Consider the following 21,721-nt stretch of genomic DNA (forward strand, 5'->3'; position numbering starts at 1 on the left):
AGTTGTAAGGCTGCGTCAACGATAGAAAGGGCCGGTGTGCGCGCTCCAACCTCCCGCCGCCGCTTCATGGGCATGGCCGCCCTCGGTTCCGCCTCAGCGCTCGGGCTGACCACCATCTCGACACGACACTCCGCCCAGGCCGCCGAGCACTCCCCGGCGGTGGTCATCGGAACCGGATACGGCGCCGCGGTCACCGCGCTGCGGCTCGGCTCGGCGGGCGTGCCCACCGTGATGCTGGAGATGGGCCGGTTGTGGAACACCCCAGCCGAGGACGGCAAGATCTTCTCCGACATGCTCGCCCCGGACCGCCGGGCGATGTGGTTCACAGACCGCACCGAGGCGCCGCTGGCGTCGTTCCTGTGGCTGGACATCGCCAACCGCGACATCGAGCCCTACGCGGGCGTGCTCGACCGCGTCGACTACGGCGACATGTCGGTCTACGTCGGGCGCGGGGTCGGCGGCGGATCGCTGGTCAACGGCGCGATGGCGGTGACCCCGAAGCGCTGGTACTTCGAGCAGGTCCTGCCCGAGGTCGATGCCGAGGAGATGTACGGCAGGTACTTCCCGCTGGCCAACTCGATGCTCGGCACCAACCACATCGACGAGGACTGGTTCGAGACCTGCGACTCCTACCAGTTCGCGCGGGTTTCCCGCGCCGCCGCGCACAAGGCCGGGTACAAGACGACGTTCGTGCCCAGCGTCTACGACTTCGACTACATGCGGCGCGAGGAGAACGGCCTGGTGCCGCGCTCGGCGCTGGCGTCGGAGGTCATCTACGGCAACAACCACGGCAAGCGCTCGTTGGACCAGACCTACCTCGCCGCCGCCGTGGGCACCGGCAACGTCACCATCCAGGCGCTGAGCGAGGTCCGCGACATCGCCCAGCAGCAGGACGGCAGCTACGCGCTGTCGGTGCGCCGGATCGACGAGCTGGGCAACGTGCTCGACGTCCGGCAGCTCACCACCGAGTACCTGTTCCTGGGCGCGGGAAGCCTGGGGTCCACCGAACTGCTGGTGCGCGCCCGCGACACCGGCAAGCTGCCGAACCTCGGCGAAGCGGTCGGCGAGGGATGGGGCACCAACGGCAACGTGATGCTCGGCCGCGCCAATCACGTGCAGGACCTCGTCGGACCGCTCGAATCGGGCATGCCAGCGCTGGGCATCGACGCGTGGGAAGACCCGGTGAACCCGGTGTTCGCCGAGATCGCGCCGGTCCCAGCCGGTTTGGAGACGTGGGCGAGCCTGTACCTGGCGATCACCCGCAACCCGGAGCGCGGCTCGTTCCGCTACGAGCCCGGCGCCGACCGCGCCGTCCTGCAGTGGCGCGAGGAGCAGGGGCAGCCGTCGATCGACGCGGCCAAGCAGCTGTTCGACCGGATCAACTCGGTCAACGGCACCAGCTACCGCTACGACCTGTTCGGCGATACCAGGGCCTTCGAGAACCGGTTCACCTACCACCCGCTGGGCGGACTCGTCCTGGGCGAGGCCACCGACCTCTACGGCCGGGTGAAGGGGTACCGCAACCTCTACGTCACCGACGGCTCCCTCATCCCGGGGAGCACCGGTGTCAACCCCTTCGTCACCATCACGGCCCTCGCGGAGCGCAACATCGCTCGCGTGCTGGCCGAGGACGTCCGGACCCGCTGAAGCTCCGGCGGGCTCGGCCCCGGCCGAGCCCGCCGGAGCTTCAGCGCACGACGTCGAAGACGTTCTTCTGGATGCCGTTGGAGTAGACCTCGTGCTCGACGAGCCGGAGCTTCTGGGCGTCCTTGTCGGTGCTGCTGAACAGGCGCTTGCCCGCGCCGAGCAGGAGCGGGAAGACCAGCAGGTGGTAGCGGTCGATGAGCCCGGCGTCGGAGAGCGCGCGGTTGAGGGTCGCGCTGCCGTGCATGATGATCGGCCCACCCTCGGTCTCCTTGAGCGCGGCGACCTCGTCCACCGAGCGCAGGATCGTGGTCGGCCCCCAGCCGGTGACCAGCGCGTCGTCGGTGAGCTCGGTGGACACCACGTACTTAAGCATGTCCTTGTACTCGGCGAAGTCCTCCATCGACGGCCAGACCGGGCTGAACGCCTCGTAGCTGACCCGGCCCAGCAGCATCGCGGTGGCCTCCTGCTGCTCCCGGCCCTTGATCTCGAACGCCTCCGGCAGGAACTCGACGTGCTTGAACGTCCATCCCGAGTTGCGGTAACCGGGCTCGCCACCGGGGGCCTCCACGACGCCGTCGAGCGAGACGAAAGCCGAGCTGATGAGGGTGCGCATGGGAAGAACTCTCCTTGATCTCGATTGTCTGCTCGTGTGGACTCCCGGCCGGACCAGAACTCATCGGTGGGGTCGCTCGTGCAGCTCAGCGGAGGGAGTTCCACTGCGCAGAACAATTCTGTCGGACCCTTGCCGGAAAAATGGAGCCGTTCGAGCATGTCCGACATGCGATTGCCAGGCGAGGCGCACGCGCTGGTGCGGCACACCCACCAGGAGCGGGTGCTGCGCGCGCTCCGCGAGCGGGGTGCGCTGAGCCGCGGTGAGATCGCCAGTGCGGTGGGACTGTCCCGCACCACCATCTCGGAGATCACCCGTGACCTGCTGCGACACGGCGCGATCGTCGTGGTCGACACCGATGCGGCGTCGCGGGCGGGAAGCGGTCGGCCCGCCGAGCAGCTCGCGCTGGACCCCAACTCCGGGCAGTTCCTGGGCGTGGACTTCGGGCACCGGCGGGTGCACGTGGCGATCGCCGACGCCGCCCACGAGATCCTGGCTTCCGGACGTCAGGCCTACCACGACAGCACCGGGTGGCCGGAGCGCATGGAAACCGCCTTCGAGCTCATCGACCGCCTCAGCGCCGCGCGGGGCGTGCACTTCCGGGCCTTGCAGGGGGTCGGGATCGGCGTCACCGGGCCGCATCCGCGCTCGTCGGCCCCGCACGCCCCGGAAGGCGCGTTCGGCCCGGGGTTCGCCGCCGCGCGCGACGACGTGGACGTCTCCTTCGCCGAGCGCTTCGGCGCACCGGTGATGGTGCACAACAACACCCGCCTCGCGGCGCTGGCCGAAGCGCTCGCAGGCGACGCCAACGCCGAGAACGTGCTCTACGTGCGGTTGTCCGACGGCGTCGGCGGTGCCCTGGTGATCGGCGGGCGGCTCGTGCCCGGGGCCACCGGCCTGGCCGGCGAACTCGGTCACGTCACCGTCGTCCCAGGTGGTGCGCGCTGCCGCTGCGGCAAGGACGGCTGCTTGGAGACGGTCGCCTCGGTCCCGGCGATGCTGGCGGCTTGCAGGAAGCGCGGTGCCGACGTCGATTCCCTCGACGAGCTGGCGAGCTCCGGCGACCCCGTTGTCGCGCAAGTGCTGCGCGACGCGGCTCGTGCGCTGGGGCGGGCCGTGGGCGTGGTGGCGATGGTGTTCAACCCGGCCGAGGTCGTGATCGGCGGCGACATCGCCCGGCTGGCACCGGTGATCGTCGAGCAGACCAGCGACACCGTCGGTGCCGAGCTGTTCCCGTGGGTTGCGGCGAAACCGGTCGTCCGCTGCGCGCGTCTCGCCGACGACGACGGCGCCACCGGAGCCCTGGCCGCGCTCTTCCGCAGCTCACCCCTGCTCGCCGACTACCCGGAACCGGCACCGAACTGCGCTCTTCGGCATGAAGGAGTACCCGACCATGGCAGTCCTCAGCGAGCGCGACGCCGCGCCGAAGGCCGATCCGGGGCCCGCGCCACGCAGGCGCAGCGCGCCGCTGGTGCTCAACGCCGCCTCGATCCTGCTCGGCATCGGTGTGTGGTGGTTCCTCGCGGCGCTGGGCATCAAGATCCCGGCACCACCCGAGGTCGCCGCCAGGGCGGTCGAGATGGCCGCCGAGGGAACCTTGCTCGACGACACCGCGGCCAGCCTCGGGCGGGTGCTGGCCGGGTTCGCGCTGGGCACCGCGCTGGCGGTCGTGATGGGCTTCCTGATGGGCTGGTACCGGCCGGTGCGCGCGCTGGCCGAGCCGTGGGTGCAGTTCTTCCGCACCATCCCGCCGCTGGCCATCATCCCGCTGGCGATCGTGCTGATGGGCATCGGCGAGGTCCCGAAAATCTTCGTGATCTTCCTGGCCGCGTTCCTGGCCTGCGTCATCTCGACGCTGCAGGGAGTGGTCACGGTGGATCCGACGCTGATCAACGCCGCGCGGGTCCTGGGAGCCGGGGACGCGACGATCTTCGGCAAGGTCGTGGTGCCGGCGTCCGCGCCGTTCATCCTCGTCGGCATGCGCGTCGGCCTCGGATCGGCGTGGGCGACGGTGGTGGCGGCCGAACTCATCGCCGCGCAAGGAGGTCTCGGCTTCCGGATGCAGAACGCCCAGCTGTACTACGACCTACCGACGATCTTCGTCAGCCTGATCACCATCGGCGTCCTCGGCTTGGTCATGGACCGGCTGCTGCTGCTCGCCGAACGCAAGCTGACCGGATGGCAGGAGCGGCAGTGAACCCCAAGATCGCCCTGGACGGCGTGACCAAGTCCTTCGACCTCGGCCGCGATCGGCTCGTCGCGCTCGACGACGTGTCCCTGGAGATCGCCGAGAACGAGTTCGTCACCGTCGTCGGCCCCTCCGGATGCGGCAAGAGCACCCTGCTCAACATCCTCGCCGGGCTGGGGGAACCGACCGCGGGACGCGCCCTCGTCGACGGCGTCCCGGTATCCGGCCCCGGTCCGGACCGCGGGGTGATCTTCCAGCAGTACGCGCTGTTCCCGTGGCTGACCGTGCGCGGCAACGTCGAGTTCGGGCTGAAGATCGCGGGCGTGCCACGGGATGAGCGCCGGGCGCGTGCGGAGCACTTCATCGACGTCGTCGGGCTGACCTACTTCGCCGACGTGCTGCCCAAGGCCCTCTCGGGCGGGATGCGGCAGCGCTGCGCCATCGCCCGCGCCTACGCCGTGAACCCGGCGATCCTGCTGATGGACGAACCCTTCGGGGCCCTCGACGCGCTGACCAGGGTCAAGCTCCAGGACCAACTGCTCAGCGCCTGGGACCAGGAGCGGCGGACGGTCCTGTTCATCACCCACGACGTCGACGAGGCCGTGTACCTGGCCGACCGGGTGATCGTGATGGCCTCCCGGCCCGGCCGCATCTACGACGTCGTCGAGGTCGAACTGCCGCACCCGCGCACCGAAGAGGTCCGGCTGAGCGCGGAGTTCACCGCGCTGCGCCATCGGGTCTGGAACTCCGTCTACCACCAGGACAACGACCGCGCCGTCCCGGCGCGGGACTGAGAGGACGCCATGACCAGCAGGAAGAGATGGCTCGCCGGCGCGCTCGCCGGGATCGTCGTGGCGCTCACCGGGTGTGGTGGCGGTTCGGAGGCGTCCAACGAGGTCCGGTTCGGCTACATCGGCGACTACAACGGCGCCAGCCTCCTCGCGGTCGCCGAGGACCAGGAGCTGTGGGGGAAGCACGGTCTCGACGCCACGGCCAGCGTGTTCACCAACGGGCCGCTGCAGGTCCAGGCGCTGGGCAGCGGTGACCTGGACTTCGGCTACATCGGCCCGGGCGCGATGTGGCTGCCCGCTTCCGGTCAGGCCAAGGTCGTCGCGCTGAACACGCTCGGCAACGCCGACCGCGTCATCGCGCAGCCCGGCACCGGCGGCATGGCCGACCTGCGGGGCAAGACGATCGGGGTTCCGCGGGGCACCTCCGGGGAGATGATCCTCGATCTGGCGCTGCGACGGGCCGGGATGACGGAGAACGACGTCAAGGTCGTGCCGATGGACGCCTCGACGATCGTCTCCGCCTTCTCCGCCAAGCGCATCGACGCGGCCGGGTTCTGGTACCCGGCGATCGACACGATCACGAAGCAGGTCCCGGGTCTGGTCGAGCTGGCCAGGAACTCCGACTTCCGCGGGGAGGTGGAGTTCCCGACCGCCTTCGTCGCGGGCAACGACGTGGTGACCGGTCAGCAGGACAAGGCCAGGCGCGTGCTGGCGGTGCTGCGGGAGGCGATGCGGTACCGCTCTGCCAACCCCGAGCGCACCATCGAGCTGACCGCCGAGCTGCTCGAGAAGGATCCGGCGCAGGTTCGCGCCGACGCCGCGAACGTGCAGGTGCTCGGCGCCGAGGAGCTGGACCGGATGACGGCCGACGGCACCGTGCGGAACTGGTTGTCCACCATGGACTCCTACTTCACCGGGACCGGCCAGCTCAAGGGGAGCACCGGGCCCGAGAACTACTACACAGGCGATCTGTTCACCTCGGCGGGCCGACCGTGAACCAGCGCAACATCCTGTTCCTGATGACCGACCAGCACCGGACCGACACCCTCGGCGCCTACGGCAACCCGATGGCCGCGACGCCGAACCTCGACGAGCTGGCCGCCACCGGGACCCGCTTCGACCGCTGGTACACCCCGACCGCCATCTGCACGCCCGCGCGCGCCAGCCTGCTCACCGGGCAGGCACCGTTCCGGCACAAGCTGCTGGCCAACTACGAGCGCAACGTCGGCTACATCGAGGACCTGCCCGAGGGCCAGTTCACGTTCTCGGAAGCGTTGCGCGGCCGCGGCTACAACTGCGGGCTCATCGGCAAGTGGCACGTCGGGACGCGGAAGTCAGCCGGTGACTTCGGTTTCGACGGGCCGAACCTCCCGGGCTGGCACAACCCGGTCGACCACCCCGACTACCTGGCCCACCTCGCCGACAACGACCTCCCGCCGTACGAGATCAGCGACCGCATCCGCGGCACCCTGCCCAACGGCGGTCCGGGCAACCTGCTGGCGGCGCGGTTGCGCCAACCCGTGGAGGCGACCTTCGAGCACTACCTGGCGACCCGCGCCATCGAGATGATGGAACGCTACGCCGCCGACGCACGCGAGCACGACAAGCCGTTCTTCCTGGAGCTGAGCTTCTTCGGCCCGCACCTGCCCTACATCATCCCCGACGAGTTCTTCGACATGTTCGACTCGGAGGAGGTACCGCTGCCGCGTTCGGTCGCCGAGACCTTCCACGGAAAACCCCCGGTGCAGCAGAACTACAGCGCGCACTGGACGTTCGACACGATGCCGCTGGAGACCACCCGCAAGCTCATCGCCGTGTACTGGGGGTACGTGGCGCTGATCGATCACGAGATCGGTCGGGTCCTCGACGCGATGCGGCGCCTGGGCCTGGCCGACGACACGGTGGTGTTCTTCACCTGCGACCACGGCGAGTTCACCGGTTCCCACCGGCTGCACGACAAGGGGCCGGCGATGTACGAGGACATCTACCGGACGCCGGGCATCGTGCGCGTGCCCGGTGAGCCGGGGGGAGTGGTGCGGTCGGAGTTCGTCAGCCTGCTGGACTGCACCGCCACCATCCTCGAACTGGCCGGCATCGATCCGGAACCCGCCGTGGATTCCCGGAGCCTGCTCCCGCTCGTGTCCGATGAGGACGGTGTGGAGTGGCCCGAGGAGATCGTCTGCGAGTTCCACGGGCACCACTTCCCGTACCCGCAGCGAATGCTGCGCACCGACCGGTACAAGCTCGTGGTCAACCCGGACTCGGTCAACGAGCTCTACGACCTCGAAGCCGACCCGGACGAGCTCATCAACCGCTACCCGCACCCGGAGATGGCGGAGGTCCGAGCCGGTCTGATGCGCCGGCTCTACGACCTGCTCCGAGAGCGGGGTGACAACTTCTACCACTGGATGACCTCGATGTACGAGGTCGGAGAAGTCGCCTACGACCCCACCCTCAGCGGCCTCGACGAGGGCAGCTACCAGCGCTGATCAGGCCGTCAGGTCGCGGATCAACCGCGCTCCGGTTGCGTCGGAGTTGACCGAGGCTCCGGCGCGATCGTGGTCCTCACCTCGATCGCCCACCCGGTGTCTCCCCTCCACGGCCCCGCTGCCGTGCGCCAGCGCCAAGTCCGCGCTGGCCGCCTACAGCAAGGGGCTCGCCAACGATGGGCCCGCACGGCATCCGCGTCAACTCCCTCCTCCTGGGCTTCGTCGAGACGGAGGGGCACGCCAACTCCTGGGCAGATCGACACCTGGACGGACCGAACCGCCCCCGGCCCCAGTCCTCGGACGTCGCCTTCGGTGCTCAAGCGATCGCGCACGGGTTCCGGCAGCTGGTGAGCTGCCGGAACCCGTTGTGCACTCGGTGTTCCAGTGCTGGTGCTGCGATGGGCCCTCGCTTCGGGCGATGGCTCGTCGAGGACGGTGCGCTCGTCCTCATCGAGGTGGTGGGTCAACGACGCGTTCGGGTTCCTGCGGATCGTCGAGGACCACCGTGTGCGTGCCGAGGGAATGCGCGCTGGGTACGCACCGCTCAGAGCTTGGTCGGAGTCGGTGCGTCGCTGAGGTCGCGCTTGTAGGTCTCGGCGAGCAGGTAGGTCGACACGAACGAGATCAGGCACAGCACGACGACGTACCCGGCGATGGAGAAGGAGCTTCCCGTCGCCGCGAACAGCGCGGTGCAGATCATCGGAGCGATGCCGCCGCCGAGGATCGCCGCGATCTGGTAAGCCAGCGAGGCGCCGCTGTAGCGGAGCCGGGTGCTGAACAGCTCCGAGAAGAACGCCGACTGCGGCCCGTAGACGGCGGTGCGGCACGCCTGCACGACCAGCCCGGCCAGCAGGAACAGCCCGATCGAGCCGCTGTCGACCAGCATGATCCAGGGCACCGCGAACAGGCCGAGCGCCAGCATCCCGCCCAGCGCCATGCCACGTCGGCCCATGCGGTCCGAGAGCAGGCCGAACGCCATCATGAGCGGGATGTCGACCGCCGCCAGCAACGCGTTCGCGCTCAGGATCGTCGTGCGCTCGTAGTCGAGGGTCTTGGTGGCGTAGGAGACGATCCAGGTGGTGCCGACGTAGAACGTGGCGTTGGTGGCGAGGAAGGACCCGGCGGCGAGCAGGATCGTCTTCGGGTGCTCGCGCAGCACCTCGATCACCGGCATCCGCTGGGCGCGCTCCTTCTCGTCGCGCTGCACGGCCTGCTGGAACACGGGGCTCTCGCTGATCCTGAGCCGGATGGCGAAGCCGACGACGATCAGAGCAGCGCTGCACAGGAACGGGACACGCCAGCCCCACGCGAGGAAAGTCTCCTCGGACATGTTCGCCGACAGCGCCGTGAACGTCAGGTTGCCCAGCAGCAGTCCCGCCGGCACACCCACCTGCGGCCAGCTCCCGTAGAAACCGCGTTTCCCCTTCGGCGCGTGCTCGACGGCCATGAGCGCCGCTCCGCCCCACTCGCCGCCGACGCCGATGCCCTGGGTGAAGCGCAGCAGCGTCAGCAGGATCGGGGCCCACACGCCGATCGTGGCGTAGGTCGGTAGCAGTCCCATCAGCAGCGTCGCGACGCCCATCAGCATCAGCGAGCCGATGAGCATGGGTTTGCGCCCGAGCTTGTCGCCGTAGTGGGCGAACAGCACGCCGCCGACCGGGCGCGCCAGGAAGCCGACGGCGAAGGTCGCGAAGGCGGCGACGGTGCCCACGACGGGGTCGAACTTCGGGAAGAACAACTGGTTGAACACCAGCGCTGCGGCGGTGCCGTAGATGAAGAAGTCGTACCACTCGATGGTGGTGCCGATGAGGCTGGCGAGCGCGACTCGACGCGCACTCGTCGCGGTGGCGGCCATTCGGTCGACCTCCGGGGGTGTTGAGCTGCGGCTGTGACCCAAATAACTAACGGTGTAAGTTTTAGGGACCGTAGCGATCCGGGCGAATCATCACAAGAGGCACGTCTCGACCGATCTCGGTAGAAAGTTTCGGAAAAGGGTCGTCGACGAGTCTCTCTTCCGTCATTTCCCTCCCAGCTGTGCTTCGAGGGTGTGCTGTTTCGAGCTGTGTGCGTCGAAAGTGTTTCGGAAAGCGCGGTTGACCGCGCTTCCGCGTCACCGCATACTCGGTCCGATCGTCAGTCTCACGTCAGCGCGCTCGAGAGGATGCGGTGGACATGTCAGCGAGGACGAGGGCGCGCGCCTGCGTCGCCGGCGTGGTCTTGGTGGCGGCGGTTCTGGTGGCCCCGGCGGCGGCCTCCGCTCGGCCCGCGTGCTCGGGCCACGTCGGGCTCACCTTCGACGACGGGCCCGGCGACACCACAGCGGAGCTGCTGAACGCCCTGCGGGAGAATGGTTTGCGCGCAACGATGTTCAACCGCGGCGACGGCGCGGACGCGCACCCGGCGCTGGTGGAGGAGCAGGTCGACGCGGGGATGTGGGTAGGCAACCACAGCTACGGCCACCTGCACATGACGCAGCTGACCCGGTCCGAAATGGACGATGAGATCTCCCGCGCGCAGGAGGCCATCGCCGGCGCGGGCGGCGGGACCCCGAACCTGTTCCGCCCGCCCTACGGGGAGACCAACGAAACCCTGCGCGGGGTCGCCGAGTCCCACGGCCTCACCGAGATCATCTGGGACGTCGACTCCTTGGACTGGAACAACGCCACGGTCGACCAGATCGTGGAGGCCAACGCCCGCCTCACCGACGGCCAGGTCATCCTCATGCACGACTGGGCGCCCAACACCCTCGAAGCGATCCCCAGGATCGCGGAGGTCCTGGAGGGCAAGGGCCTCTGCCCGGGAGCGATCTCGCCGCGCACCGGCCAGGCGGTTGCCCCCGACGAACTCCCGTGAGGTGGTGGACCGCTGTGTCGCGAGGGGAGTGCCCGACGGTCAGCCCTGGTCCTGCTCGCGGGTGAGGAACGGGTGGGCGTGGCTCAGGACTTCCGCCGTGTTGCGCCAGGCTCGGACGTGGTCCGCGTCCGGGATGGAGGCGAACGGAGTGCCGGTCCGGGTCGCGAAGGTGCGCATCGGGTCGTGCCAGGGATCGGCCGTGCCCGCGTACATCAGCTGCGGGACGGTGGCGCGTTCCAGTGATTCGTGGACGCCCGGTTCGTCGCGGAAGGCCTCGTAGTTCGCGCGGAGCGCCTCAGGGGCGACGGCGTCGATGACGGCCGCGTAGGCGGGGTTGGCGCGAGCGCCCTGCCGCATCAGCGGCCAGGGATCGGTGTCAGCGGGGAGCCCGAGCTCGTCGAGCATGGCCTCGACCGCCGAGCGGAAACCGTTGATCGGGTCGAAAGCGCCCGCCACGAGGCAGCTGAGCCGGTCCGGTGCGTGCAACGCGACGGCGTAGCCGGTCAGGGCACCGAGCGAATAGCCCCAGAACGCCGTTTCGCCCAGTCCGAGGTCGTCGAGGACGGCCGTGACGGACTCCGCGCGACGGGCCAGCGAGTAGTCGGCGGGTGTTACCGGGGCTGAGCTCGCGCCGAGCCCGAGCGGATCGACGGTGATCACCGTGTGGGTGGTCGCGAGGACCGAGGTGTAACCAGCCCTGGTCCACTGCGCGCCGGTCTGGAACATACCCGGGTGCAGCACCAGCGGTGGCCCGGCACCAACGACCTCGTAAGCGATCTTCAGACCACCGCGCTGCGCGATCGGCACGTGCTCCTCCTGGACCCGGGGTTCGGTCAGCATGGCACGCCCCGGCCCCGGGCGTGGGGGTTCCCGCGGAAACCCCCACGCCCCAGGGCTGGGTCGGGATCGTCTAGCGCATCGCCGGGATGTCCGGCAGGGCGAAACGACGAGTGCGCTGCCCTGGTTCAGCTCGCCCACCGGCAACGAAGAGGGCCGCCGCCTCGCGGATTTCAGTGGAAACCCGGTCAGAGGGCCGGTGGGCGCTGGAACTGCAGGGGTGATTGGGACCCGATGACGGCGGTAGTCCGGGTGGTGCCGCCGGGGCCGGAAGTGGTGCCGTTGTTCAGTCGGCCAACCACACCGCTGTGTCGGTGGGCAGGTGGTCGTCGGCCAGGTCGTCGCTGGCGAGCAGGACCCGGTCGTGCTCGGGCAGCGGCTGGGGCTCGCTCGACATGTTGACCACGCAGGTGAACCCGGGTTCGCGGTGGAACGCCAGGACGCCGCTGGGGGAGTCCAGCCAGCGCATCCCGCCTTCGCCCAGCGCGCCGAGCTCGCGCCGCAGACGCAGTGCCGCGCGGTAGAGCTCCAGCGTCGAGGCCGCATCGCCGTCCTGCGCCTCGGCGGTCCGGTCTTGCCAGTCAGCCGGCTGGGGGAGCCAGGGTTCCGCGGAACCGTGGGGGCCGAAGCCGAACGGCGGGGCCGAACCCGACCACGGCAGCGGCACCCGGCATCCGTCGCGACCCCGCTCGGTGTGACCCGAGCGCTCCCACATCGGGTCTTGCAGGGCCTCCTCGGGGAGGTCCTCGACCTCCGGGAGCCCGAGCTCCTCTCCTTGGTAGACGTAGGCGCCGCCGGGCAGCGCGAGCATCAGCAGCGCCGCCGCCCGCGACCGGCGGGTTCCGCGGGCCAGGTCCGGTTCGTCGAGCACCAGCTCGTCCTCGCCGATCGCGCGCTGGTCGTGCGGCACCCACGCGGTTTCCCTGCCGTACCGGGTCACGTGGCGGGGCACGTCGTGGTTGGACAACACCCACGTCGGCGGTGCACCCACGGCGGTCAAGCTCGCCATCGTCGAGTCGATGACCTCGCGCATCCGCTCCGGGCTCCACGGGCACTTCAGGAAGTCGAAGTTGAACGCTGTGTGCAGACCACCCGGCCGCAGGTACCGGGCGAGCCGTTCCGGCGACGGCGCCCAAGCCTCGGCGACGAACTTGCGCTCCCCCGGGTACTCGTCGGCGATGCGGCGCCACCGGCGGTAGATCTCGTGCACCTCATCGCGGTCCCAGTGCGGGTGCGCGAGGCGCTCGTCCGGTTCGCCGGTCAGGTCCGGCAACTCCGGGTCCTTGACCAGTCCGTGCGCGACGTCGATTCGGAAGCCGTCCACGCCGCGGTCGAACCAGAACCGCAGGACGTCGGCGAACTCGTCGTGGACCTCGGGGTTCGCCCAGTTGAGATCGGGCTGTTCAGGTGCGAACAGGTGCAGGTACCACTCCCCGTCGGCCACCCGGGTCCAGGCGGGACCGCCGAACACCGACCGCCAGTTGTTCGGCGGCCGGTCACCGTCGGCGCCCAGGCCGGGCCGGAAGACGAAGCGCTGGCGCTCCGCCGTTCCCGGTCCGGCGGCGAGTGCGGCCTGGAACCAGCGGTGCTGGTCGGAGGTGTGGTTGGGCACGATGTCCGGGATGATGCGCAGCCCGTGCTCGTGCGCGTCGGCGATCAGCTTCTCCGCGTCGGCGAGGGTGCCGAAGCGCGGATCGATGTCGCGGAAGTCGGCCACGTCGTAGCCCGCGTCCGCCTGCGGCGAGCGGTACCACGGGTTGATCCACAACGCGTCGACACCCAGGTCCCGCAGGTAGGGCAACTTCGACCGGATGCCCTCGATGTCGCCCATCCCGTCGCCGTCGCCGTCGGCGAAGCTGCGGATGTAGACCTGGTAGATCACCGCGTCGCGCCACCACGGGTCGTCATCAGAGCGATTGTGCTGCAACGGGCCTCCTCCTCCGAACGAGTCCACTGCTGTCATTTGAGCCCGCCCGAGGTCAGACCGGCGATGATGCGGCGCTGGAAGATCAGCACGGCGACGACCAGCGGCACGGTGACGATCACGCCTGCCGCCATCTGGGTGCCGAAGGGCTGTTCGTGCCCCTGCGCGCCGACGAACTTCGAGATGGCGACCGTGACGGTCTGCATCTCCTTCTCGTTGACCATGGTCAGCGCGATGATGAACTCGTTCCAGGCCATGATGAAGGTCAGGATCGCCGTGGTGAACACGCCGGGCGCCGCCAGCGGGACGATCACCTTGCGGAAGGCCTGACCGGGCGTGCAGCCGTCCACCATCGCCGCCTGCTCCAGCTCCACCGGCATCTGGCGGAAGAACGTCGTCAGGTTCCACACCGCCAGCGGCAGCGCGAACGACAGGCTCGGCAGCACCATCGCCTGGTAGGTGTTGATCCAGCCGATGTCGGTGAACAGCTTGAGCAGCGGCACGATCAGCGAGATCCCGGGGAACATCGAGCAGGCGATGATCAGCGCCAGCACCGCGTTCTTGCCGCGGAACTGCAACCGCGCCAACGCGTAGGCGGTCGTCATGCCGATGACCAGGGTCAGCAGCGTGGTCACCGAGGCGACCACGAAGCTGTTCAGCAGCGCCCAGCCGAACCCCACGTCGGGGTCGAAGACGGCGCGGAAGTTCTCCAGCGACCACACCGCGGGCAGCGGGCTGAGGTCGAACTGGTCGGACGGGCGCCGGAACGCGGTGGCCGTCATCCAGTAGAACGGGGCCAGGCAGTACAGCACGATCACCGCGACACCCGCGTGCGGCAACCAGCGCTTCCAGTGTCGGACCGAGGGCGAACCGGTCATCACGCCACCGCCTTCCGGGGCTTGCGCGCGGCTTTCACCTGCGAGCGGGCCTCACCCAGCAGGTCCGCGCCCAGCAGCTTGACGAAGGCGAAGGCCACGACGGCGACGTAGCAGAACATGATCGTCGCGTAGGCCGCCGCGGGCCCGTACCGCACGTTGGTGGCCTCCTGCCAGGCCAGCATCGACAGCGTCTCCACCGATTCCTTCTGCTGCCCGATCAGCACGAAGGGCAGGTCGAACATGCGCAGCGAGTCGAGCATCCGGAACAGCACCGCCACCAGCAGCGCCGGACGCACCAGGGGGAGCGTGATGTGCGCGAAACGCTGCCAGGCGGTGGCGCCGTCGACCCGCGCGGCTTCGAAGACGTCGCGTGGGATCAACTGCAGGCCCGCCAGCACCAGCAGACCCACGAACGGTGCCGTCTTCCACACCTCTGCCACGATCACCGCCAGCTTCGCCGGTCCGCCGTCGGCGCTCCAGAGCACCTGCGTTCCGAGCATCGCGTTGACCACGCCGTCGGAGGCGAAGATCCACCGCCACAGCAGCGCCGAGACCGCGGTCGGGATCGCCCACGGCACCAGCACGCTCGCGCGCACCAGACCGCGCCCGCGGAACGCTCGGTGCATGATCAACGCCATCGCCACGCCGAGCGCCGCTTCCAGGACGACCGTCGTCGTGGTGAAGAAGGTCGTGTTCCACATGGCGTTCCAGAACCGCGCGGCGGCGGGACCGGTGAACACCTCGCTGTAGTTGCCGAGCCCGGCGAACTGCTCGCCCTCGACCACGAAGCCCTCGGCGTCGACGCCTTGGCCCTCGGTGAAGAGCGACTGGCGCAGCGCCGCGACGATCGGGTAGACCACCACCAGACCGAGCACCAGCAACGTCGGCGACACCAGCATTCCGGCCAGTCGCGCGACGGCGGCGGCCTGGGGCGATCTCCTCTTGCGGCGATCGCGCGCCGCGAGGCGCCCGGACGAGGGCACAGCGGCGGATTCCACTTCTGTCGTCATCATCTACCTCCCCGCGAGTCCCAGGGGCGGCGCCGCGAACCAGCGCCGCCCCTCGCGCTCACTGCTGTCCGGTCAGCTCTTTGAGCCGGGCCTGCAGATCGGCCAGCGCCTGCTCGGAGGACTTCTCACCGCGCAACGCCGCGTAGACGTGCTCCTGGATCACGTCGGTCACCTCGCCGTACTTGATCACCCGGGGACGCGGCTCGGCGCCCTCGATGGACTTCTTGAGCAGAGGCAGGTACGGGTACTTGGCCTGCATCGACGGGTCGTCGTAGAGCGCGCTGCGGGTGGGGGCCAGCGAGCCCTGGTCCAGCCGCAGCCGCTGCTGCTCGGGGGCGGTGGCGAACTTGATGAAGTCGACCGCGGTGGCCTTGTTCTTGGCGAACGAGGAGATCGCCAGGCTGTGGCCGCCGAGGCTGGAGACGCCGGGACCGGCGACGCCGGGCAGCGGCGCGACGTCGAACTTGCCCGCCACGCCGGAAGAACCGTCGGTCTTGGCGGAGTGCGAGTACTGGTTCGGCCAGGCGCGGCTGAACACGAGCTTGCCTTCCATGAAGGCGCGGCGCGTCTCGGTCTCCTTGAAGGTGATCGCTTCGCGAGGGATCGTCCCGGAGCGGAATCCCTCGACGAGCGCGTCCAGACCGCGCTTGGCCTCGGGCGTGTTGACGTGGGGTTTGCCGCTGGGGTCGGTGATCATGCCGCCGGCGCCGTGCACCGCCTCGGCGAAGTTGACGGTGAGCCCCTCGTACTTCTCGTACTGCCCGGCGAAGCAGGACATCCCGGCGGCTTCCGGCAGGGCGAGCACCTTGTCGCAGGCCTGGCGCATCTCGTCCCACGTCGTCGGGGGCTGCGCACCGGCCTTGGCCAGCAGGTCCTCGCGGAAGTAGAGCATCGCGCCGTCGGAGGTGGCGGGGACGCCGTAGAGCCGGTCCCGGTACAGCGAGGTCTCGACGGTGGTCGGCACGAACTCGTCGATGCCGAACTGCTCCTCCGGCAGTTCGGTGATCCAGCGGTTCGCGGCGAACTCCGCGGTCCAGACGTTGTCGAGGTCGAGCACGGTGAACGCATCGGACTTGGTCTGCGCGTTCTGCACCATCTGCTGGCGCTGGTCATCGGCGGAGGAGGAGAGCTCGATGAAGCGGACCTGCTCGTCGGGGTGCGCCTTGTTCCACGCTTCGACGATCTTGGGGTTGACGTTCTCCTCGTCCTTGCCCGCCACGAAGGTGATCGGGCCCCGGCCTTCGAGCGCCGCCGAGGGCTCGTTGGTGGCCGAACCGCCGCAGCCGGCGGTCAGTGCGGCGGTGCACGTCAGCACCGCGGCGATAGCTAACCGATTTCTCTGTCTCATGTCACTCTCCATTGAGGACTTATCGAGCGCACGGGGGATCGCCGCGCAATGCACCGGATCGATCCAGTGGCATCGTGCGGTCGTTCGGTCTTCGATTCGTCGAATTGCGCCGGGCGCGATGCACCCGCTTCCAGATCGCCAGCGAACGGCAGGTTCTCACCTGCGCTTACCAGCCTCCTTCATCTCCTCACAGTTCCGCGCTCCTGCGCGGAGGGGCTGTTGACCCTCGCACCACGAGTTCGATCGGAACAGGCACGACGGTGCTCTCGCGAGAATTCGATTCCAATCGGTCGATCAACAATTGCGCGGCCGTGGCTCCCTGGGCGCGCACCGGCTGGGCGACGGTTGTCAGGTCCACGTACTCGCTCATCTCGTGGTCGTCGAAACCCACGATCGACATGTCCTCCGGGGTCGACCGCCCGTGCCTGCGCAGTGAGCGCAACGCGCCCATGGCGAGTTCGTCGGCGTAGGCGAAAACGGCAGTGGGACAGGAGCTTTGAGCGAGCAGCCGGTCCATCGCGCGCTCACCGCCCGCGATCGAGAACTCGCCGGGAACCATCCACTCGGGACGCTGTTCGACGCCGTTGTCGTGGAGGGTCTGCAGGAACGCCTCGCGGCGGGTGATCGGTGCGATGGCGCCCAGCGGTTTCGGCTCCAGACCTTCGATCATCGCGATGTCGCGATGCCCGAGGTCGATCAGGTGCTGCACGGCCATCCGGGTGCCGAGCCGGTCGTCGATGTGCACCGAGCTGAAACCCTCGGCGTCGTGCCCGACCAGGCCCAGAGGCATGTCCAGCCCGCGCAGCCGGTCGGCTTCCTGCTCCGTGAGGTCCATCGAGAGCACCAGCACGGCGTCCACCCGCCCGCGCACCGGCAGTTCGCGGAAGAACCGCTCGCGGGACTCGACGTCACCGGCGGTGTAGAGCATGAGGTCGTAACCGCCGGCACGCAGGACCTGTTCGGCGCCGCCGATGATCTGCCCGAAGAACCACCGCCAGACGAACGGGACGACGACGCCGATGCAGAGCGTGCGCCCGGTCGCCAATCCGGACGCCGAGCGGGAGATGGAGTAGTCGAGTTCGGCGGCAAGTTCGGCGATGCGATGCCGCGTGCGGTCCGACACCCCGGAGCGTCCGCGCAGCGCGCGCGACACCGTCGACGGCGAGACGCCTGCTCGCCGCGCGACCTCCTCGATGCCGACCACTGGCCCTCCCCGATCGATCCGCTGTCCAGATCGCGAGGAATGTACTGTGGCCTGAGTCTTGTGCACAAGCGTTTGCGTTCACCCCGTGAGATGTCCGCGCCATAGGCCATGTGACCAGGTGTTCCAGTCGTGCGAGCGCCGCTGCCAAGCGGACGGGGGACCTCCGCCGGCGCTCTCAGTCGCCGAAGCGGCGGCGGGCCTCGTCGATGTCGGCGATGTGGCGGTGGGTCCACTCGCACATGGCGTCGACGGTCGCCAGCAGGCCCCGACCTGGCCCGGTGAGGGTGTACTCGACGCGCGGCGGCACGGTGGGGTGCGCGGTGCGCGCGGCGAGCCCGTTGCGCTCCAGCATGCGCAGGTTCTGGGTGAGCATCTTGTGGCTGATGCCCTCGACCTCGCTCCGCAGCTCGCTGAACCGCAGGGTGCGATCACCGAGCGCCTCGATGATCAGCAACGCCCACTTGTTGGCGACGTCGGAGAAGATCTCCCGCGCCAGCGAATCCGCCCGCCGCAGATCGGCCTCGTCCGCCGAGCCGCTGAACTGCTTGGTCACCATGAGGTTCCTCAGTAACGAAAAAGTGCGTTCTTCCACGTCAGAGCTCACTCTCCTACGGTTTTCAAGTAACCACAAGAGAGCGAGGAGTTCGCGATGGCCATCACCCTGACCAACGCACCCGGGCTGCCCGAGGTCGACATCTACCGGCACGTCTCGATCGCGACGGGCACGAAGCTGGTGCACATCTCCGGCCAGGTCTCCTGGGACGCCGACGGCGCGACGGTCGCGGAAGGGGACCTCGCCGGGCAGATCGTGCAGTGCTACCTCAACGTCGGCAAAGCGCTCAAGGCCGCGGGTGGCACCTTCGACGACGTCGCGAAGCTGACCTTCTACGTCGTGGACTGGACTCCGGACAAGATGCCGCAGGTCCTCGACGGGATCGCCCGAGCGGCAGAGGCTCTCGGCACCGCACCGGTGCCCCCGGCCTCCCTGTTCGGCATCGTGGCGCTCGACGTCCCGGAGCACCTCGTCGAGATCGAAGCGACCGCGGTCCTGGAGTGACGACCAGAGTTGTCGATCAAGCGGCAGACCTGTGAACAGGACGATAACGTTCCTCCGAACGGGTGTACACGCCATCGTCGGGGTGACATCTTCCGGATCATGTCGCAGATCCGCCGTCGGTCGTTGATCAAGGCCGGTGGGGTGCTCGCCGGTGCGATGAGCATCGGTGGGCTGACCGCCACCGCATCCGCATCGGGGTCGGTGTTCGCCCACGGCATCGCCTCCGGCGACCCGACCCCGGACGGCGTGGTGCTGTGGACGCGGGTCACCCCGGGGCCGGATGCGCTGCCGGGCTCCGGCATCGGCGCGTCCTGCGCCGTGGACTGGGAGGTCGCCGCCGACGAGGGCTTCGCGAACGTGGTGGCGCGCGGCTCGCTGATCACCGGGGCGTGGCGCGACCACACGGTCAAGGTCGACGTCGCCGGTCTTCCCGCCGAGCAGTGGCTCTGGTACCGGTTCCGCGCGCTGGGCGAGACGTCCCGGACCGGCCGCACCCGCACCGCGCCCACCTCGGACGCGCCGCTGCAGCGGCTGCGGGTCGGAGTGGTGTCCTGCTCGAACTGGCAGGCCGGCCACTTCGCCGCCTACCGCCACCTGGCGGCGCGCGGCGACCTCGACGCGGTGCTCCACCTCGGTGACTACCTGTACGAGTACGCGCCCGGCGAGTACCAGGCCCGCGACGTCGTGGTCCGCCCGCACGACCCGCCGGTGGAGATGACGGACCTGGAGCACTACCGGCGCCGCCACGCCCAGTACAAGACCGACCCCGACCTGGCCGAGCTGCACGCCTCGGTGCCGTTCGTGGTCACCTGGGACGACCACGAGTCCGCCAACGACGCGTGGTCGGGTGGAGCCGAGAACCACACCGAGGGTGCCGAAGGCTCCTGGGCCGACCGCAGGGCGGCCTCGCAGCGCGCCTACGCCGAGTGGATGCCGGTGCGCTACGAACCCGGCGGCGTCCTGCACCGGCGGCTGCGGTTCGGCGCGCTGGCCGAACTGTCCATGTTGGACCTGCGCAGCTACCGGAGCCAGCAGGTCGCCACGCCGCTGGACCCGGGGATCGGCGATCCGGCGCGCACCATCACCGGCGACGAGCAGATGCGCTGGCTGACCGGCGGCCTCGCGAACTCCACCGCCCAGTGGAAGCTCATCGGCAACCCGGTGATGATCGCGCCGGTGCGGTTCCCCTCGACGCTGTCGATCGAAGAGCGCCGCGCGATCGGCGAGCTCACCGGCACACCGGAGGTCGAGGGGCTGCCCTACAACGTCGACCAGTGGGACGGGTACACCGCCGACCGCGACGAGGTCCTCGGCGTGCTGCACGAGCGGGGGATCACCGACACCGTCTTCCTCACCGGCGACATCCACTCGGCGTGGGCGGCCGAACTGCCCTTCTCGCCCGCGAACTACCTCGAGGACCGCAACTCCGTGGGCACCGAGCTCGTTTGCACATCGGTGACCAGCGACAACCTCGACGACATCCTGCGCGTCCCGCCGCGCACCGCCTCGTTGGCGGTGGAGGCGGCGATCCGGGCGAACAACCCGCACGTGAAGCACCTGGACTTCGACTCGCACGGCTTCTCGGTCCTGGACGTCACCGCGGAGCGCGTCCAGATGGACTGGTTCGCGCTGGACGACCGCACCCAGCCGTCCACGGGTGCCCAGCGCACCGTCTCGTTCAAGGTCCCTGCGGGAAGCCAGCAGGTGCACCAGGTTTCGGAGGGAATCCGGTGAATGCGTTGAACCGCCGCAGCTTCCTGCGCGCCGCAGGTGCCGGTGTGCTGTTGTCGGCGTCGTCCCCGGCCGCCTGGGCGGCGGACGCCAAGCAGCTGCGCGCCTACGCGCTGGTCGTCGATGGGTGCCGGCCCGAGGAGATCAGCCCGGCGCTCACCCCTCGGCTGCACGAGCTCCGCGAGAGCGGGACGTCGTTCCCGTCGGCGCGGTCGCTGCCGGTGATGGAGACGATCCCGAACCACGTCATGATGATGAGCGGCCTGCGGCCGGACCGCACTGGCGTGCCGGCCAACTCGGTGTTCGACCGCGCCGAGGGCCAGGTCCGGACCCTCGACCGCGCCTCCGATCTGCGGGCCGAGACGCTGCTGGAAGTCCTGCGCGGCCACGGCAAGGTGACCGGGAGCGTGCTGAGCAAGGAGTACCTCCACGGCATCTTCGGCACCCGCGCGACGGTCCGCTGGGAGCCGGAGCCGATCGTGCCGATCAGCGGCCACGCACCGGACGCGTTCACCGCCGAGGCGCTGGTGTCCGTGGTGGACAGCGCGGACCCGGACCTCGTGTTCGCGAACTTCGGCGACGTCGACCGCGTCGGCCACACCGACCTGACCGGCACCACGCTGCGCGCCGCCCGCACGGCGGCGCTGGCCTCCGCGGACGCCCAGGTGGGCCGCTTCGTCGACCACCTGCGCAGCACCGGGCGCTGGGAGAGCAGCGTGCTGCTGGTCCTCGCCGACCACTCGATGGACTGGTCGCTGCCGCATCGGGTGATCTCGCTCCGCCCGGTCCTCGACTCCGACCCGCTGCTGGCGGGCCGCACCGAGATCGCCCAGAACGGGGGCGCGGAACTGCTGTACTTCACCGGTCCCGACGCCGAGCGCCCCGCGGCCGTGCAGCGCATGCGCGAACTGGCGGAGGCCACGGAGGGCGTGCTGTCCGTCCACGACCCCGCCGAACTCCGCCTCGGTCCGGAAGCCGGTGACCTGGTCGCCTACTGCGACGAGGGCTGGCGCTTCACCGACCCGGAACTGGTTTCCAACCCCATCCCGGGCAACCACGGGCACCCGGTGACCGAACTTATCCCGTTCTTCATCACCGGAGGCCACCCCGCGATCCGCCGAGGCAGCACGTCCCCCTCCCCGGCGACCACGATG

At 69.4% G+C, this 21,721-nt stretch carries 18 protein-coding genes and 1 pseudogene; 10 read left to right on the forward strand and 9 right to left on the reverse strand.

What is annotated here, in order from left to right; all coding sequences use genetic code 11:
- Nucleotides 1-66 precede the first annotated feature (66 nt).
- Nucleotides 67-1,647: a GMC oxidoreductase gene (locus E1161_RS15335; RefSeq protein ID WP_456238831.1), complete on the forward strand. Its 1,581-nt coding sequence runs from the start codon at nucleotides 67-69 to the stop codon at nucleotides 1,645-1,647.
- Nucleotides 1,648-1,687: 40 nt separating this feature from the next.
- Here the strand turns inward: E1161_RS15335 and E1161_RS15340 are convergent, their stop codons facing one another.
- Entirely contained in the window at nucleotides 1,688-2,260 is a 573-nt protein-coding gene (locus E1161_RS15340) for a dihydrofolate reductase family protein (protein ID WP_132623919.1), read from the reverse strand.
- A 165-nt stretch (nucleotides 2,261-2,425) separates the two neighbouring features.
- Here E1161_RS15340 and E1161_RS15345 point away from each other — a divergent pair.
- The 5 genes and pseudogenes from E1161_RS15345 to E1161_RS15365 form a co-directional block, all read left to right on the forward strand.
- Nucleotides 2,426-3,505 (forward strand): annotated as a pseudogene (locus E1161_RS15345) (ROK family protein); the annotation flags it as partial.
- A 145-nt stretch (nucleotides 3,506-3,650) separates the two neighbouring features.
- Complete coding sequence (locus tag E1161_RS15350; protein WP_132623979.1) at nucleotides 3,651-4,454, forward strand: ABC transporter permease; 804 nt, start codon at nucleotides 3,651-3,653, stop codon at nucleotides 4,452-4,454.
- Complete coding sequence (locus E1161_RS15355; protein WP_235875049.1) at nucleotides 4,451-5,239, forward strand: ABC transporter ATP-binding protein; 789 nt, start codon at nucleotides 4,451-4,453, stop codon at nucleotides 5,237-5,239. The genes E1161_RS15350 and E1161_RS15355 overlap by 4 nt, the downstream gene beginning before the upstream one ends.
- A 9-nt stretch (nucleotides 5,240-5,248) precedes the next feature.
- A complete protein-coding gene (locus E1161_RS15360; RefSeq protein ID WP_132623921.1) occupies nucleotides 5,249-6,232 on the forward strand; it encodes an aliphatic sulfonate ABC transporter substrate-binding protein in 984 nt (327 codons plus the stop codon).
- Nucleotides 6,229-7,725, forward strand: coding sequence for a sulfatase-like hydrolase/transferase (locus tag E1161_RS15365; protein ID WP_132623923.1), 1,497 nt, complete (start codon nucleotides 6,229-6,231; stop codon nucleotides 7,723-7,725). Before E1161_RS15360 ends, E1161_RS15365 begins: the two co-directional genes overlap by 4 nt.
- A 544-nt stretch (nucleotides 7,726-8,269) precedes the next feature.
- Here E1161_RS15365 and E1161_RS15370 read toward each other — a convergent pair.
- Nucleotides 8,270-9,580 carry an MFS transporter gene (locus E1161_RS15370; protein WP_132623925.1) on the reverse strand — a complete coding sequence of 437 codons (1,311 nt, stop codon included), beginning with the start codon at nucleotides 9,578-9,580 and terminating at the stop codon, nucleotides 8,270-8,272.
- 317 nt (nucleotides 9,581-9,897) lie between these two features.
- Between E1161_RS15370 and E1161_RS15375 the strand changes: the two genes are divergently transcribed.
- Nucleotides 9,898-10,578, forward strand: a complete 681-nt coding sequence (locus tag E1161_RS15375; RefSeq protein WP_132623927.1) for a polysaccharide deacetylase family protein — start codon at nucleotides 9,898-9,900, stop codon at nucleotides 10,576-10,578.
- 39 nt (nucleotides 10,579-10,617) lie between these two features.
- Here the strand turns inward: E1161_RS15375 and E1161_RS15380 are convergent, their stop codons facing one another.
- From E1161_RS15380 to E1161_RS15410, 7 genes are all read right to left on the reverse strand, one after another.
- Nucleotides 10,618-11,418, reverse strand: coding sequence for an alpha/beta fold hydrolase (locus E1161_RS15380; protein WP_132623929.1), 801 nt, complete (start codon nucleotides 11,416-11,418; stop codon nucleotides 10,618-10,620).
- A gap of 283 nt (nucleotides 11,419-11,701) precedes the next feature.
- Entirely contained in the window at nucleotides 11,702-13,378 is a 1,677-nt protein-coding gene (locus E1161_RS15385; RefSeq protein ID WP_132623931.1) for a glycoside hydrolase family 13 protein, read from the reverse strand.
- Complete coding sequence (locus tag E1161_RS15390; RefSeq protein WP_132623933.1) at nucleotides 13,375-14,217, reverse strand: carbohydrate ABC transporter permease; 843 nt, start codon at nucleotides 14,215-14,217, stop codon at nucleotides 13,375-13,377. Before E1161_RS15390 ends, E1161_RS15385 begins: the two co-directional genes overlap by 4 nt.
- Nucleotides 14,217-15,227 carry a carbohydrate ABC transporter permease gene (locus E1161_RS15395; protein WP_132623935.1) on the reverse strand — a complete coding sequence of 337 codons (1,011 nt, stop codon included), beginning with the start codon at nucleotides 15,225-15,227 and terminating at the stop codon, nucleotides 14,217-14,219. The genes E1161_RS15390 and E1161_RS15395 overlap by 1 nt, the downstream gene beginning before the upstream one ends.
- A gap of 58 nt (nucleotides 15,228-15,285) precedes the next feature.
- Nucleotides 15,286-16,575, reverse strand: a complete 1,290-nt coding sequence (locus tag E1161_RS15400; RefSeq protein WP_132623937.1) for an ABC transporter substrate-binding protein — start codon at nucleotides 16,573-16,575, stop codon at nucleotides 15,286-15,288.
- Between the two features lie 187 nt (nucleotides 16,576-16,762).
- Nucleotides 16,763-17,779 carry a LacI family DNA-binding transcriptional regulator gene (locus E1161_RS15405; RefSeq protein ID WP_132623939.1) on the reverse strand — a complete coding sequence of 339 codons (1,017 nt, stop codon included), beginning with the start codon at nucleotides 17,777-17,779 and terminating at the stop codon, nucleotides 16,763-16,765.
- 175 nt (nucleotides 17,780-17,954) lie between these two features.
- On the reverse strand, nucleotides 17,955-18,335 hold the full coding sequence (locus tag E1161_RS15410; protein ID WP_132623941.1) for a winged helix-turn-helix transcriptional regulator: 381 nt from the start codon (nucleotides 18,333-18,335) through the stop codon (nucleotides 17,955-17,957).
- 93 nt (nucleotides 18,336-18,428) lie between these two features.
- Between E1161_RS15410 and E1161_RS15415 the strand changes: the two genes are divergently transcribed.
- The 3 genes from E1161_RS15415 to E1161_RS15425 all read left to right on the forward strand — a co-directional run.
- Nucleotides 18,429-18,836 (forward strand): RidA family protein, encoded by a 408-nt coding sequence (locus E1161_RS15415; protein WP_132623943.1) that lies wholly within the window; start codon nucleotides 18,429-18,431, stop codon nucleotides 18,834-18,836.
- 99 nt (nucleotides 18,837-18,935) lie between these two features.
- Nucleotides 18,936-20,570: an alkaline phosphatase D family protein gene (locus E1161_RS15420; RefSeq protein ID WP_132623945.1), complete on the forward strand. Its 1,635-nt coding sequence runs from the start codon at nucleotides 18,936-18,938 to the stop codon at nucleotides 20,568-20,570.
- Nucleotides 20,567-21,721 (forward strand): alkaline phosphatase family protein (locus E1161_RS15425; RefSeq protein ID WP_132623947.1); only part of this gene is annotated, 1,155 nt, incomplete at its 3' end. The genes E1161_RS15420 and E1161_RS15425, both read left to right, overlap by 4 nt.

It is taken from the genome of Saccharopolyspora aridisoli, from assembly GCF_004348445.1.
In the GTDB taxonomy this organism is placed as follows: Bacteria; Actinomycetota; Actinomycetes; order Mycobacteriales; family Pseudonocardiaceae; genus Saccharopolyspora; species Saccharopolyspora aridisoli.